General features: G+C 69.8%; 12 protein-coding genes. 7 read left to right on the top strand and 5 right to left on the bottom strand.

Going from position 1 to position 12,602, the window contains the following annotated elements:
* Positions 1-228: 228 nt before the first annotated feature.
* On the top strand, positions 229-912 hold the full coding sequence (gene recX, locus ADY59_RS31100; protein WP_082310537.1) for a recombination regulator RecX: 684 nt from the start codon (positions 229-231) through the stop codon (positions 910-912).
* Positions 913-1,445: 533 nt separating this feature from the next.
* Here recX and ADY59_RS31095 read toward each other — a convergent pair.
* Positions 1,446-1,847 (bottom strand): nuclear transport factor 2 family protein, encoded by a 402-nt coding sequence (locus tag ADY59_RS31095; protein WP_049569529.1) that lies wholly within the window; start codon positions 1,845-1,847, stop codon positions 1,446-1,448.
* An 801-nt stretch (positions 1,848-2,648) separates the two neighbouring features.
* On the opposite strand from ADY59_RS31095, the gene rny reads away from it, so the two are divergent.
* On the top strand, positions 2,649-4,265 hold the full coding sequence (gene rny, locus ADY59_RS31090) for a ribonuclease Y (protein WP_049569528.1): 1,617 nt from the start codon (positions 2,649-2,651) through the stop codon (positions 4,263-4,265).
* Here the strand turns inward: rny and ADY59_RS31085 are convergent, their stop codons facing one another.
* Positions 4,266-6,089 (bottom strand): S9 family peptidase, encoded by a 1,824-nt coding sequence (locus ADY59_RS31085; RefSeq protein WP_049569525.1) that lies wholly within the window; start codon positions 6,087-6,089, stop codon positions 4,266-4,268.
* On the opposite strand from ADY59_RS31085, the gene ADY59_RS50470 reads away from it, so the two are divergent.
* The 5 genes from ADY59_RS50470 to ADY59_RS31065 all read left to right on the top strand — a co-directional run bounded on the left by ADY59_RS50470 (position 6,061) and on the right by ADY59_RS31065 (position 10,040).
* Positions 6,061-6,603 carry a hypothetical protein gene (locus ADY59_RS50470; RefSeq protein WP_156325847.1) on the top strand — a complete coding sequence of 181 codons (543 nt, stop codon included), beginning with the start codon at positions 6,061-6,063 and terminating at the stop codon, positions 6,601-6,603. The two genes, ADY59_RS31085 and ADY59_RS50470, sit on opposite strands and share 29 nt — an antisense overlap.
* Positions 6,604-6,696: 93 nt before the next feature.
* Positions 6,697-7,242, top strand: a complete 546-nt coding sequence (locus ADY59_RS31080; protein ID WP_082310536.1) for a MauE/DoxX family redox-associated membrane protein — start codon at positions 6,697-6,699, stop codon at positions 7,240-7,242.
* 13 nt (positions 7,243-7,255) lie between these two features.
* Positions 7,256-7,774, top strand: coding sequence for a hypothetical protein (locus ADY59_RS31075; protein ID WP_156325846.1), 519 nt, complete (start codon positions 7,256-7,258; stop codon positions 7,772-7,774).
* The gene (locus tag ADY59_RS31070) at positions 7,771-9,600 is read left to right on the top strand and encodes an ABC transporter ATP-binding protein (RefSeq protein ID WP_049569518.1); all 1,830 of its coding nucleotides are present in this window, start codon (positions 7,771-7,773) and stop codon (positions 9,598-9,600) included. The genes ADY59_RS31075 and ADY59_RS31070 overlap by 4 nt, the downstream gene beginning before the upstream one ends.
* Positions 9,597-10,040 (top strand): S26 family signal peptidase, encoded by a 444-nt coding sequence (locus ADY59_RS31065; protein WP_049569515.1) that lies wholly within the window; start codon positions 9,597-9,599, stop codon positions 10,038-10,040. Before ADY59_RS31070 ends, ADY59_RS31065 begins: the two co-directional genes overlap by 4 nt.
* Positions 10,041-10,114: 74 nt before the next feature.
* Here ADY59_RS31065 and ADY59_RS31060 read toward each other — a convergent pair whose 3' ends face one another.
* The 3 genes from ADY59_RS31060 to ADY59_RS31050 are packed head-to-tail and all read right to left on the bottom strand — an operon-like array spanning position 10,115 to position 12,589.
* Entirely contained in the window at positions 10,115-11,008 is an 894-nt protein-coding gene (locus ADY59_RS31060; protein ID WP_049569513.1) for an amino acid ABC transporter permease, read from the bottom strand.
* Complete coding sequence (locus ADY59_RS31055; RefSeq protein WP_049569510.1) at positions 11,005-11,673, bottom strand: amino acid ABC transporter permease; 669 nt, start codon at positions 11,671-11,673, stop codon at positions 11,005-11,007. The genes ADY59_RS31060 and ADY59_RS31055 overlap by 4 nt, the downstream gene beginning before the upstream one ends.
* 58 nt (positions 11,674-11,731) lie before the next feature.
* On the bottom strand, positions 11,732-12,589 hold the full coding sequence (locus tag ADY59_RS31050) for a glutamate ABC transporter substrate-binding protein (protein ID WP_049569507.1): 858 nt from the start codon (positions 12,587-12,589) through the stop codon (positions 11,732-11,734).
* Positions 12,590-12,602 lie beyond the last annotated feature (13 nt).

Here is a 12,602-nt window from a genome sequence, read left to right as displayed (position 1 = left end):
CCCTTCTTCGCACACCCCACGGCCGACCCCTCACCTCCCTTCGAGGACCCTCCGGCCGACCCCTCACCTCCCTTCGCGTATCCCGGTTCCGAGCCCTCACCTCCCTTCGCGTATCCCGGTTCCGAGCCCTCACCTCCCCACGCGCACCCCAGTGCCGAAGCGTCGTCTCCCGCCGGGCGTAGTGCCGGCTCAGGGGCGGGCGGGCCGGCGAAGGCGGCGTTCGGTGGTCTGTTCGAGGCCGGGGAGCCGGGCGATAGGCAAGAGGAGGAGCCCCGGGGACGCCGCTCGGGCAAGGGACGCCGCCCGGGTGGGAAGGGCCGGGCCGGAAAGGGCCGACGCTCCGGACGCAGCGCCGGAGGCGGATGGCTGCCCGACGGCCCGGACGCGGACACGTCCGCCGGCACGACCCCGCATGCCGATCCCGAGTCGGTGGCCCGCGCCATCTGCCTGCGCCTGCTCACGATGGCTCCCAAGACCCGCGCCCAGCTCGCCGAAGCCCTCCGCAAGCGGGACGTACCGGATGAGGCTGCCGAAACGGTCCTCGACCGGTTCTCCGAGCTCGGCCTCATCAACGACGAGGCGTTCGCCGAAGCCTGGGTCGATTCCCGGCACCACGGCCGCGGCCTGGCCAAACGCGCCCTGGCCGCCGAGCTGCGCCACCGCGGCGTCGACTCCGAGACCGTCAACGAGGCCGTCGAACGCCTCGACCCCGACCAGGAGCTCGAAACGGCCCGCCGCCTGGTGGAACGCAAACTCGCCGGCACCCGCTCCCTCGACCCCAAGGCCCGCACCCGCCGCCTGGCCGGCATGCTCGCCAGAAAGGGCTACCCCTCCGGTCTGGCCTTCCGCGTGGTCCGCGAAGCCCTCGAACAGGAGGGCATCGAGGTGGAGGACGACTACCCGCAAGGCTGACCGCACGCCGCCGATGACACGTGCGGGCGGGGGACGGGGCGCGGTAGCAGCAGGGGGCACGGGGATTTCGCGGACACGCCTTGCCTTCGGCGAACCCCCGTTGCCTGCGGTGCCCTGGTCCGGCCCTCCGGGTGTGTTGCCCCTGGCCCGGCCCTTCGGGCGTGTGCCCACTGGGGTGGCCCTTCGGGGTGTGGCCCCTGGGGTGGCCGTCCTGACGTGGCCGTCCTGACGTGGCCGTCTTGACGTGGCCGTCCTGACGTGGCCGTCCTGGGGTGGGCCCTGGTGCGGCTACCCCAGGGGGTGGTGGCCTCGGTCGGCACGGTGGCAGCCGGCGTTGTGACCGGCGCTCGGCGGAAGGAAGGCTGATGGTATCCGGGCACTGTGCACGGCCAGCCCCGGCGGTTGCATCGCGGGCTTCGGGGATCTGGCTCGGGGGGCTTCGGGGGCGCGGCTCTGAGAGGGCGCGGCTCTGAGAGGGCGTGGATCTGAGAGGGCGTGGCCCCGGACCAGCCGGTAGTCGGCTGGTGCGGTGGCTACGTGACCGGGGCGCTCTCGTCCGGAGCCAGGGGGATCTCGCCGCCGGTCTTGCTGTAGCCGAGGGCCTCGACGATGAGGCCGTCGCGCAGGCGCATGAGGTTCACGCCCCGTACGGAATCGGCGGGGCCGTCGCCGAAGCGGTAGCGCCAGCGGATCGTCGCGCGATCGCCCGCGACCCACACCTCCTCGGGTTCGAACTGGGTGGTGCGGTCCCCGGCGAGTGCCTGCCAGAAGGTCAGGCAGGCGTCCCGGCCTTCGTGGCGGGCGCCGTCGGGAGCGGGCTGGATCGCTTCCATGACGCAGTCGTCGCCGATCAGGCCGGGAAGCATCGTGGGGTCGTGCTCGACGAAGGCCCGATTGAAGCGGTCGATGACCTCGGCAGTGGTTCGTGACGACATGGGTTCCCCAGAAATGAGATAGAACGTTCGGTCTAAACCGGAGCATATCGACCAGTCGATCTACTCGTCAATCGGTCCCGAAGCGGGGGCCGTGGGCCAGGAGCCCGGCGAGCGCGCTCAGCACTACGCGCCCGCCGCGGTCCGATCGCGTGCCCTCCCCTCGGTCACACGGCCGCCGCAGCCGCACGGCCCCCCGCTGTGCCCGGCGTGGCACCGGACGTGCACGATGTAACCCCATGCCCTGTTTCGCCGGCGTTTCCGCCGTCCCGAGGGAAGGCGCCGATCCGCTCGGCAGCAGAGGGCGGCTTGCCCTGGAGGAGGTCGCGCCTTCCATGGCAGCGGCCTCAGGGCCGACGGCAAAGAGCCCGAGAAGGGCGTTCCCTGCGGCGATGCCCGGCCGCCATCGGCCGGGTGGACTACCGAGCGTGATTCTCGCGGCAGCCAGGGTCGCGTACCGGTGGAAGAGGGCGGTCGACGGCCAGGGTGTCCATGCACAGCAGATGCGAGCGTAAGACACGCTTGATAACGCGTTTGCTTGCTCGTGACCTGTTCGACGCATAACCTCGACGGCAGTGAGGAGTTACTCCGCGCAGTGCGGATTGCCATACCGGTGAACGACGGACAAACGAGCTTGAGTGATCGAGGCAGGCGAGGTGCCGGCGGGTGTCGGCGCCCGATCGGCCTTGGCTTGATATCGGTCCTGATGGTGCCGCCGATCGGGCTTTCCGTGCCGCGCCCGTGACCCTCCTTGGCGAGGGCCGCGTTTGTGGGTGTTGACGACGCGAGGAGGGCGGGGCGCACATGGGGCCGCTGGTCGTGGTGCTGTCGGTGGCGGTGGTGGCACTGACGTGCGGGATGATGAGCGCCCTCTACATCGTCGTCCGCCGGACGTCCGGCAGTGTGCCCGCCAAGGCCAAGCTGAGCCCTGAGCAGGAGCAGGCCGTCACCGACGAGCTGGATCAGGCCCGCGAGGAGGCGGGCAAGATCCGTGACCGGGCCGAGGCCGACGCCGAGGAGATCCTGCGCAGGTCGGAGGCCGCGGCGGAGAGTGCCGCGCAGCTGCGCCGCGAGGTGGAGCAGGAGAGCCGCGTCCTGAAGTCGGAGCTCAAGGAGTTGCGCGCCGATCTGGAGCGCAGGGAGAGCCGGCTGGGGGAGCGGGAGCAGCGGCTGGACGAGGAGGCCAGGCGGCAGGCGGAGCGCGACCGCAAGCTGGCCGAGACCGAGATCGAGCTGGCCGATCGGCGCGAGGAGCTGCTGCGGGTCGAGGAGGAGCGGCGGGTCATCCTGGAGCGGGTCGCGGGGCTCACGGCCGAGCAGGCCAAGTCGGAGCTGGTCAGGGAGATCGAGAACCAGGCGAAGCGTGAGGCCGCGCTGATCGTCCGGGAGATCGAGGGCGAGGCCCGCAAGGAGGGCGAGAAGCGCGCCACGAAGATCGTGACGCTGGCCGTGCAGCGGGTGGCGGCGGAGCAGACGGCCGAGTCGGTGGTCAGCGTGCTGCATCTGCCGGGCGACGAGATGAAGGGCCGGATCATCGGCCGTGAGGGCCGCAACATCCGGGCGTTCGAGTCGACCACGGGCGTCAACCTGATCATCGATGACACGCCCGAGGCGGTGCTGCTGTCGTGCTTCGACCCGGTGCGCCGGGAGACGGCCCGGCTCACGCTGGAGAAGCTGGTGCTCGACGGCCGCATCCATCCGCAGCGGATCGAGGAGGCGCACGACCGCAGCCGCCAGGAGGTGCAGGACCTGTGCGCCCGCGCGGGCGAGGACGCACTGGTCGAGCTGGGCATCACCGACATGCATCCGGAGCTGACGCTGCTGCTCGGCCAGCTCCGCTACCGCACCAGTTACGGGCAGAACGTGCTGAAGCACCTCATCGAGTCCGCGCACATCGCCGGCATCATGGCCGCCGAGCTCAAGATGAACCAGACGCTGATGAAGCGCTGCGCCCTCCTGCACGACATCGGCAAGGCGCTGACCCACGAGGTGGAGGGCAGCCACGCGCTGATCGGCGCGGAGATCGCACGGCGCTACGGCGAGCAGGAGGACGTGGTGCACGCCATCGAGGCGCACCACAACGAGGTCGAGGTCCGCACGGTCGAGGCGGTGCTGACCCAGGCGGCCGACGCGATCAGCGGCAGCCGTCCGGGCGCCCGCCGGGAGTCGCTGGAGGCGTACGTCAAGCGGCTGGAGCGCCTGGAGGAGATCGCGCAGTCGTACGAAGGCGTGGAGAAGGTCTTCGCCATGCAGGCCGGGCGGGAGATCCGGGTGATGGTCAAGCCCGACGGGGTCGACGACATCCAGGCGCAGGTGATCGCCCGTGACGTGGCCAAGCAGGTGGAGGAGGAGCTCACCTATCCGGGGCAGATCCGGATCACGGTGGTGCGGGAGTCGCGGGCGACCGAGTTCGCGCGCTGATCAGGTGAACAGCTGCTGGTAGAAGGCGAGTTCGGCGGCCAGCGCGGCGGAGCGGGTCTCGGTGCGGCGGAAGCCGTGCGACTCGCCTTCGAAGGCCAGGTACGTGCAGCGGACCCCGCGCTCGGACAGCGCGTCGGCGAACGCGGACGACTGCTCGGGCGGCACCACCGGGTCGTCGAGCCCCTGCAGGAGCAGCATGGGGCAGGTCACGCCGCCGGCCAGGGCGAGCGGTTCGCGTTCGGCGTGGACGGCCGGGTCGGACCCGACCAGCCACTCCACGTAACGTGACTCGAAGTCGTGCGTGTGGGCGATCAGCGGGGCCAGAGCGCTTACCCCGAAGTATGACACTCCGCCGGCGAACATCCCCGACCGGCAGCAGGCCGCCATCACGGTCCAGCCACCGGCGCTCGCGCCGCGCACCGCGATCCGGTCGGGCTCGGCCAGCCCTTCGGCGGCCAGCCAGCGGGCCGCCGCCACCGTGTCGTCGACGTCGACCACCCCCCACTGCCCCTTCAGCCGCTCCCGGTAGGCCCGGCCGTAGCCGGTGGAGCCGCCGTAGTTGAGGTCGAGCACGCCGATGCCGCGCGAGGTGAGGAACGCCTTCTCCAGATCGAGCGCCACCCCGGCGTGCGCGGTCGGCCCGCCGTGCACGAAGATCACGTACGGGGGCGGCTCCTGGAGGATCTCGACAGGGTTCGCGGGCTCGTACAGGAAGCCGTGCGCACCGGAGCCGGGCAGTTTCACCGCACGCGGCCTGGGCAGGTAGGCGGGGTCGGGCAGCCGCTCGACGTCGCTCCTGAGCGTTTCGGCCCGCCCGTTGCGGACGTCGACCCGGACGAGCGTGCGCGGCGTCGTGGCCCCGTACGCGATCCCGGCCAGGGACATGCCGTCGGCGGCCAGCGACGGCTCCCACCCGTCGAAGGGCACTGCCAGGTCGGTGAGCACCCCCGTGCGCGGGTCGAGCACCCCCGCCCGCAGGTCCGCGTGCCCGTGCAGGACCGCGAGCCGGCCGTCGCCGAGGATCGTGTACGGGGCTCCGCCCAGTGTCCACAGCGGCCAGGCGAACTCCTCGTCCCTCGGGCAGAGCGGCCGGGGCGCGGGGGCGTGGATGCCCGTCTCGTACAGGTTCCACCAGCCGGAACGGTCGGAGATCAGGTAGAGGCTCTCGTCGTCGCGCCAGCGCGGGGCCAGCACGGACTCCGACGGGCCGCCCAGCAGGGTCCGGGCGTGGCCGTCGGACAGGCGGGTCACGCGCAGCTCGGTGCCGTCCCACGGCATGCGCGGATGGTCCCAGCAGATGTAGGCCAGGTGGCGGCCGTCGGGGGAGAGAGCAGGGAAGGCGTAGAAGTCGCTGCCGGTGACGCGTTCGCGCACCGGCCCGCCGGCCAGCGGGATCGACACGATGGCGCGGGTGACCTTGCCGTCGGTGTGGCGTTCGCGCACGCACCACACGTGGCCGTCGTGCACGAGCAGGTCGGCGTAGCGGTCGCCGCCGGGGGTGAGCGGGGTGCAGGCGCCGCTGTGGTCGCGCAGGTAGAGGCGCTGGTCGGCGAGGTTGGCGAAGATCAGCTCGCCGTCGGGCGTGACGGTGTAGGGGCGGCCTCCGTACTCGTGCACGCGCGTGCGGGCGCTCCAGGGCGGGGGCAGCAGCTCGCGGACCCGGCCACCGGCGGCACGGTGCATGACCGTGGTGCGGCCGCCCTGCTCGGGCCGCTCCTCGGTCCACCACGTCCGCCCGCCCTGGGCGTACGGCCAGCCGGAGCGCGCACCGGCGCGGGCGACGTCGGCGGTGGAGATGGGCGAGGGCCACGAGGCGACGGGCATAACCGAATCTTGCCGGAAATCCACGCCGCCCGTGGGCCAAGCCTTGATCGAAGGCCGTCGATCCGGCGGCGCCTCACCGATCGTCGCCGCGCATGAACGGTCACGGGGCGACGTGCCCGGCCGGCACCAAGCAATGCGGGACATGGTTACGGTCGGCCCTGAATTGCCTGACGAGTATCCGCCGAATCAGGCATTTACTATGCGAAAGAAAATACGGCAATATGATCTAGATCACAAGGATTTGATCTTGAGGCTATTGGGATTCAAATGTTTACTGACGTTGATCACAAAATGGGGTGTCGAAAGGAGTCAAATGCTCGGCAAAGTGGGCAGTCTGGCCGATCGCCTTCTTGGGGTGATTGTTCCCGGGACAAGCGCGGCAGCGGACGACGAATGCGTCGTCACCTACGGATGCTACTACTGGCACAGCGTCCTCTACTACGGCAAGAGAACGTGCTGTCCCGGTGGGACGGGCTCCATGAACTGCTACTTCGAGCGTTACAGCGAATGCTGAGCCCCTGACTTCCAGGGGTCAGCGGCCGGGCTTGGCCGGGGTCTCCTGAAATGGGGTCCCGGGCCAAGCCCGATCCTCGAAGACCACGAGAGCATGAGGATTGTCTTGCAGTATCTGTCGGTGGCCTGCCCTTTGACGCTCGGCCTGGTGTTTCTCGTGTCCGCGTCGGCCAAGCTGCGCGGACGCGCGGCCTTCGAGAGGTTCCGCGATTCCGTGGTGCGGCTGAACCCGTTCCCGCGCGCGGTCGCCGCTCCGCTCGCCGCGGTGATCGTCGTCGCGGAAGCGGCCGTCGCCGTGACCATGGCCTTTCCGGGCGTCGCACGGTGGGGAATGCTGCTGGCCCTGGTGATGCTCGGCGCATTCACCGCCGTCCTGGTCAGGGCGCTGCTCCGGGACGCGGGAGTTTCGTGTCAGTGTTTCGGCGGCAGCACGGCGCCGATCCGATGGCGGCACGTCGCACGCAATGCCGTTCTCGCCGCGGTCGCCGTGGTGGGCCTGGTTTCGCCCGAGCCGGTGAATCTGCACGTGGCCGGCGGCCTGGTCAGCGGTTTCGCCGGCGTCCTGGCAGCCGTTCTGGTGGTCACCATGGATGACATCGTGGGCCTTTTCCGGTCCGAACTGCCGGCCCGGGTTCCATGAAGAAAAGAGATGAATGATGGAAGTCCTTTCTGCCGCAGTGGTTATTGTCGGAATGCTGTGCATACTCAACCTGCTCCTGACTTTCGGGGTGATCCGCAGGCTGCGGGAGCACACCGGACTGCTGTCGAAGCAGGTTTCCGCCGACAACGCCGGAGTCGTGGCCCGGCCGGGCCGGCCCGTGCGGGAGTTCGGCTCGAACGGCCTGTCCCTGGCCTCCCTGCAGGAGCGCACACTGGTCGGCTTCTTCGCCGTGGGATGCCGTCCCTGTGAAGAGAGCCTTCCCGCATTCGTCGAACTGGCGGCCGGGGCTTCGACGCCGGTGATAGCGATCGTGACCACGGTCTCCGAGGTGGAGAACAGTTCGGCATACACCTCGGCCCTGGCACCCGTGGCGACAGTGGTGAAGGAACGACCGGACGGCCCGATGGCCTCGGCCTTCGGCGTCGCCGGCTTCCCGACCTTCGTCCTGGTGTCGGGCGGCATCGTGGAAGCCGTGGGCTCCGACCCGGCCGCGGTCGCCGCGCTGGTATGACCGGGCGTATCGGACCTCCGTCCGGCCGCGGCCTGCTGCGAACGGCGGCTCTGGCGGCGACGATCGCCTGGCGGGCCGGCCGGCGGACGACGGCCGCGTATGCCGTGGTCAGCATCCTGCTGGCCGCCCTGCCGGTGATCACGGTCTGGCTGACGAAACTGCTCTTCGACGCTCTGAGCGGCCAGGCCGACATCTCTTCCCTGCTCTGGCCGGCGGGCGGGGTGGCCGCCGCGGGCGCGGGCGTGGCAGTGCTTCATCAGGCCCTGCAGTTTCTCCGCTCGGAGATCAACCGGATGACCAGCATGCACGCCAAGGACGAGCTGTTCCGGGCGGTCGAGGGGTTCACGGGGCTCGCCCGGTTCGAGGACCCCGATTTCCTGGACCGGCTGAGGCTGGCCCAGCAGGCCGCGCGCTCGCCGGGATCGCTGATCGACAGCGGCCTGGGCCTCCTGCGTAACGTCGTGACGACGCTGGGCCTGCTCGGCTCGCTGTATGTGATCAGCCCCATGCTGGCCGTGGTCACGCTGGCCGCGGGGGTGCCGATGTTCTTCGCCGAGCTGGCTCTGTCCCGGCGCCGGGCCGGAATGCTGTGGGAGATCAGCCCGGTCGAGCGGCGGGAGTTCTTCTACGGCCGCCTCCTGGGGACCGTCGAGGCCGCCAAAGAGATCCGGCTCTTCGGGACGGCGCCGTTCCTGCGCGGGCGGATGCTGGCCGAGCACCGCTCCGCCCTGGTGATCCGGCGGGCGATGGACCTGCGGGAAACGCGGGTGCAGGTCGCGTACGGCCTCCTGGGAGCCGTGGTCGCCGGGGGCGGACTGGTCTGGGCGGCGCTGGCGGCCGGCGCCGGGCAACTCACCGTCGGGGACGTGTCGATGGTCATCGCCGCGGTGGCCGCCCTGCAAGGCTCGGTGACCTCCCTGGTCACCGGTGTCGCCCAGGGACATCAGGAGCTGCTGGTGTTCTCGCATTTCGCGGCGGTCATGGAGATCGGCCCCGACCTCCTCGAACCCGAGTCCCCGCAACGCCTTCCGGAGCTGCGTAAGGGGATCGAGTTCAGGGACGTGTGGTTCCGCTACGCCGACGACCAGCCATGGATTCTGCAGGGGGTGAACCTGCTCATCCCGCACGGCGCGGCGGTGGCGCTGGTGGGCCTCAACGGTGCTGGCAAGAGCACGCTGGTGAAACTCCTGTGCCGCTTCTACGACCCCACGAAGGGATCCGTCCTGTGGGACGGGACGGATCTGCGCGATCTGTCCGTGGCCGAGCTGCGCCGCCGCATCGGCGCGGTGTTCCAGGACTACATGCACTACGACCTGACCGCTGCGGAGAACATCGCGCTGGGCGACCTCGCGGCGCTGGACGACCGGCCCCGGCAGGAGCAGGCGGCGCGGCGGGCCGGCATCCACCGGAAGATCGCGTCCCTGCCGCACGGCTACGACACCTTGCTGTCGCGGATGTTCGTGAGCGAGGCCGACAAGGACGACGCGGCCACCGGCGTGGTGCTCTCGGGTGGTCAATGGCAACGCCTGGCGCTGGCCCGGGCGTTCCTGCGCGACCAGCGTGACCTGATGATCCTGGACGAGCCCAGTTCCGGCCTGGACGCCGAGGCCGAGCACGAGATCCACAGCCAGATCAGGCGGCAGCGGGACGGGAGGACCAGCCTGCTCATCTCCCATCGGCTCGGTGCCGTCCGGGATGCCGACCTGATCGTGACCCTGGAAGGCGGGCGCATCGTGGAGCGAGGGTGCCATGACGAACTGATCGGCCAGGACGGGGCCTACGCACGCCTGTTCCGCCTGCAGGCCGCGGGATACCAGCCGTCATGATCTGGTGGCTGATGGCTCTGGGGGCGCCGTTCGTGGTCGCGGCATGGCTTCGCCGGACGTTCGTCGTGGTCACGGTGTGGGGGCAGAGCATGTCGCCGACGCTGCTTCCGAACGAGCGGGTGCTGGTGCGCAGGGCTCCACTCGCCAGGGTCCGGCGGGGCGACATCGTGATCCTGCGTTCCGGCGAGGAGGACCCCGGCGCGGCACGCCGATCGGATCTGGCACGGTCGTGGATCATCAAGCGGGTGCTGGCCGCCCCGGGCGATGTCCTGCCCAAGGGCGAGGTGCCGAGCCTGGCGGACGCTCCTGAGGACAGGGTGCCGCCGGGCAGGCTCGTGGTGATCGGCGACAACCCGGCGAGGAGCACCGATTCCCGCACCCGCGGCTATTTCGCGGGCGAGGACCTGCTGGGTGTGATGGTCAGGAAGATGGCTCGATAACGGGCGAGGGGCCTGGATCGCTTCGAGGTGAAGCGATCCGGGCCCCTCGTCTTCCGGACGATCTGGGTGACCGGCTAGTCGGTGCTGTCGAGACCGCCGCCGGAACGCAGGCCGATGGCCTCGGCCCCGGGAGGCGCGACCGGGGTGGCCGCGGTCTTGCGGCTGCGCCGGCTGCGCCGCTCCAGCCAGTTGGCCACGTAGCTGAGCAGCATGTTGAGCCCCACGTAGATGATGCCGATGACGATCGCGGCGGGGATCAGGGAGCCGAAGAACGCGGCGGGCAGGATCTTGAACCCGGTGTTGAGCAGGTCGACGTAGGCGATGATGTAGCCGAGCGCGGTGTCCTTGAGCAGCACCACGAGCTGGCTCACGATCGCCGGCATCATCGCCGTGACGGCCTGCGGCAGCAGCACCAGCCGCATCACCTGGTTCTTGCGCATGCCGACCGCGTAGGCGGCCTCCGACTGGCCCTTGGGCACCGCGTGCACGCCGGCCCGGACGACCTCGGCGAGCACCGACCCGTTGTAGAGGGTCAGGCCGAGCACCACCGCGATGAAGGCGTAGTCGCCGCCGCCGAACAGCGTCGGCGCCAGGTAGAAGATGAAGAAGATCAGCAGCAGCAGCGGGATGGCCCGGAAGACCTCCACCACCACGCCCGCCGGGATGCGGATCCAGCGGTGGTCGGAGAGCCGGGCCAGGCCGAAGACGGCGCCGAACACGAGCGCGAGCACCGCCGCCACAGCGGCCGCGCGCAACGTGCCGATCAGGCCGGGGATGATGTAGTAGCGCCAGGTGTCCGCCTGGAGGAACGGCTCCCAGATCTTCCCTTCCCACTGGCCCTTGGCGTCGAAGCCGCTGTAGACCCAGTAGAGGGCGCCCGCCACCGCCACGACGCTGACCACCGTGAGCAGGTGGTTGCGCACCCGGCCGCGCGGGCCGGGGGTGTCGAAGAGGACCGAGGTGCTCATCGGGCCACCGCCAGACGTCGGGCCAGCCAGCCGGTGAAGAAGCCGATCGGCATCGTCAGGGCCATAAAGGCGAGGATGATTCCAATGAAGATCGGGATCGACGCGCCAGTGTCATCGAAGACGATCTTCATGACGGCGGCTGCGTCGGCGAGGTAGCCGCCGGCGGTCGCGACCGTGGTGTTCTTGATCATGGCGATCATGACGCTGCCGAGCGGTGCGATGACCGCGCGGAAGGCCTGGGGAAGAATGATCATCCGCAGCGACTGCGAGAACGTCAGCCCGATCGCCCTGGCCGCCTCGGCCTGACCGAGGGAAACGGTGTTGATGCCCGAGCGCAGGGACTCGCACACGAAAGCCGCCGTGTAGGCCGACAGGCCCATGGCGACGATCCAGAACGAGTTGGTCCTGGGCACGTCGGAGAAGATGAGGCCGAGCTGGTCGCTCAGACCCAGCGCGGAGAACGCCAGCACCAGCGTCAGCGGCGTGTTACGCACCACATTGACGTAGGCGGTGCCCGCGACCCGCAGCACGGGGGTGGGCGAAACCCGCATCGCCACCAGGATCGTGCCGAGGATCAGGGAGGCGATCGCAGCCACGGCCGAGAGCTTGACGTTCTCCCAGAAGCCCAAGGCGAGCTCGGGTGCGTATCTGATTAGGTCGTCCATCGTGCTCCACCACATAGGAGGGCGGCGGCCGGCATTCCGGCCGCCGCCTCAGAGAGGATCAGGCGCAGCCCTCGGCGGGCGGGGCTTCCTGGGAGACCTTCAGGCCTTCGATGCCCCCGAACCACTTGTCCACGAGTTGCTTCATCGTGCCGTTCTGCCAGATCGCCTGGACCGCCTTGTTGACGGCCTCACACGTCTTGGTGTCGCCCTTCTTCAGGCCGATGCCGTACTTCTCGTCGGTGAAGCCCTGGCCCAGCACCTTGAAGTTGCCGCCGGCCTGCTTGGCGAAGCCCGCCAGGATCAGGTCGTCGGTGGTGACGGCGTCGAGGTTGTTGCCGCCCAGCTTCTGGATGCACTCGGAGTAGCTCGCGGCGTCGACCGTCGTGGCGTCGAGGTCGAGCTCGCCGTCCGGGGGCGGGTCCGTGATGCGCTTGTAGGAGTTGGAGCCGGAGGCCTTGCAGATCTTCTTGCCGACCAGGTCCTGGGGGGTGTTGATGGAGGTGTCGTCCTTGCGGACCATCACGTCCTGGTGCGCGATGACGTAGGGGCCGCCGAAGGTGACCTTCTCCTTGCGCGACTCGGTGATGGAGTAGGTGGCGAAGATGATGTCGACCGTGCCGTTGGCCAGGAAAGGCTCGCGGTTGTCCGACTTCGACTCCTTCCACTCCACCGGCACGTCCTTGCCGCCGTTCATCTCCTTCAGCACGGCCTTGGCGACGTCGACGTCGAAACCTTCGGGGTTGGCGCCCTTCTTCAGGCCCAAGCTCGGCTGGTCCCACTTGGTGCCGACCACGACGGTGCCGCCGCCCGCGATCTTGTCAGCCACGGTCGCGTAGGTCTCGCCACCGCCGCAGGCGGCCAGCCCTGTGGCCATCGCCGCCACGGAGAGCACCGCTCCCATTCGACGCATGTGCATGTGTACCTGCCTC

It is taken from the genome of Nonomuraea sp. SBT364, from assembly GCF_001083785.1.
Classification (GTDB): Bacteria; Actinomycetota; Actinomycetes; order Streptosporangiales; family Streptosporangiaceae; genus Nonomuraea.
Note: the sequence above shows the minus strand (reverse complement) of the source record. Positions and strands in the feature narration are given on the sequence as shown.

Coding starts and splice junctions, on each gene's coding strand:
- ADY59_RS31080 (WP_082310536.1), top strand. CDS start 6,697: ATGAGGATTGTCTTGCAGTATCTGTCGGTGGCCTGCCCTTTGACGCTC.
- ADY59_RS31055 (WP_049569510.1), bottom strand. CDS start 11,673: ATGGACGACCTAATCAGATACGCACCCGAGCTCGCCTTGGGCTTCTGG.
- ADY59_RS31075 (WP_156325846.1), top strand. CDS start 7,256: ATGATGGAAGTCCTTTCTGCCGCAGTGGTTATTGTCGGAATGCTGTGC.
- ADY59_RS31065 (WP_049569515.1), top strand. CDS start 9,597: ATGATCTGGTGGCTGATGGCTCTGGGGGCGCCGTTCGTGGTCGCGGCA.
- ADY59_RS31085 (WP_049569525.1), bottom strand. CDS start 6,089: ATGCCCGTCGCCTCGTGGCCCTCGCCCATCTCCACCGCCGACGTCGCC.
- rny (WP_049569528.1), top strand. CDS start 2,649: ATGGGGCCGCTGGTCGTGGTGCTGTCGGTGGCGGTGGTGGCACTGACG.
- ADY59_RS31095 (WP_049569529.1), bottom strand. CDS start 1,847: ATGTCGTCACGAACCACTGCCGAGGTCATCGACCGCTTCAATCGGGCC.
- ADY59_RS50470 (WP_156325847.1), top strand. CDS start 6,061: ATGGGCGAGGGCCACGAGGCGACGGGCATAACCGAATCTTGCCGGAAA.
- ADY59_RS31050 (WP_049569507.1), bottom strand. CDS start 12,589: ATGCACATGCGTCGAATGGGAGCGGTGCTCTCCGTGGCGGCGATGGCC.
- ADY59_RS31060 (WP_049569513.1), bottom strand. CDS start 11,008: ATGAGCACCTCGGTCCTCTTCGACACCCCCGGCCCGCGCGGCCGGGTG.
- ADY59_RS31070 (WP_049569518.1), top strand. CDS start 7,771: ATGACCGGGCGTATCGGACCTCCGTCCGGCCGCGGCCTGCTGCGAACG.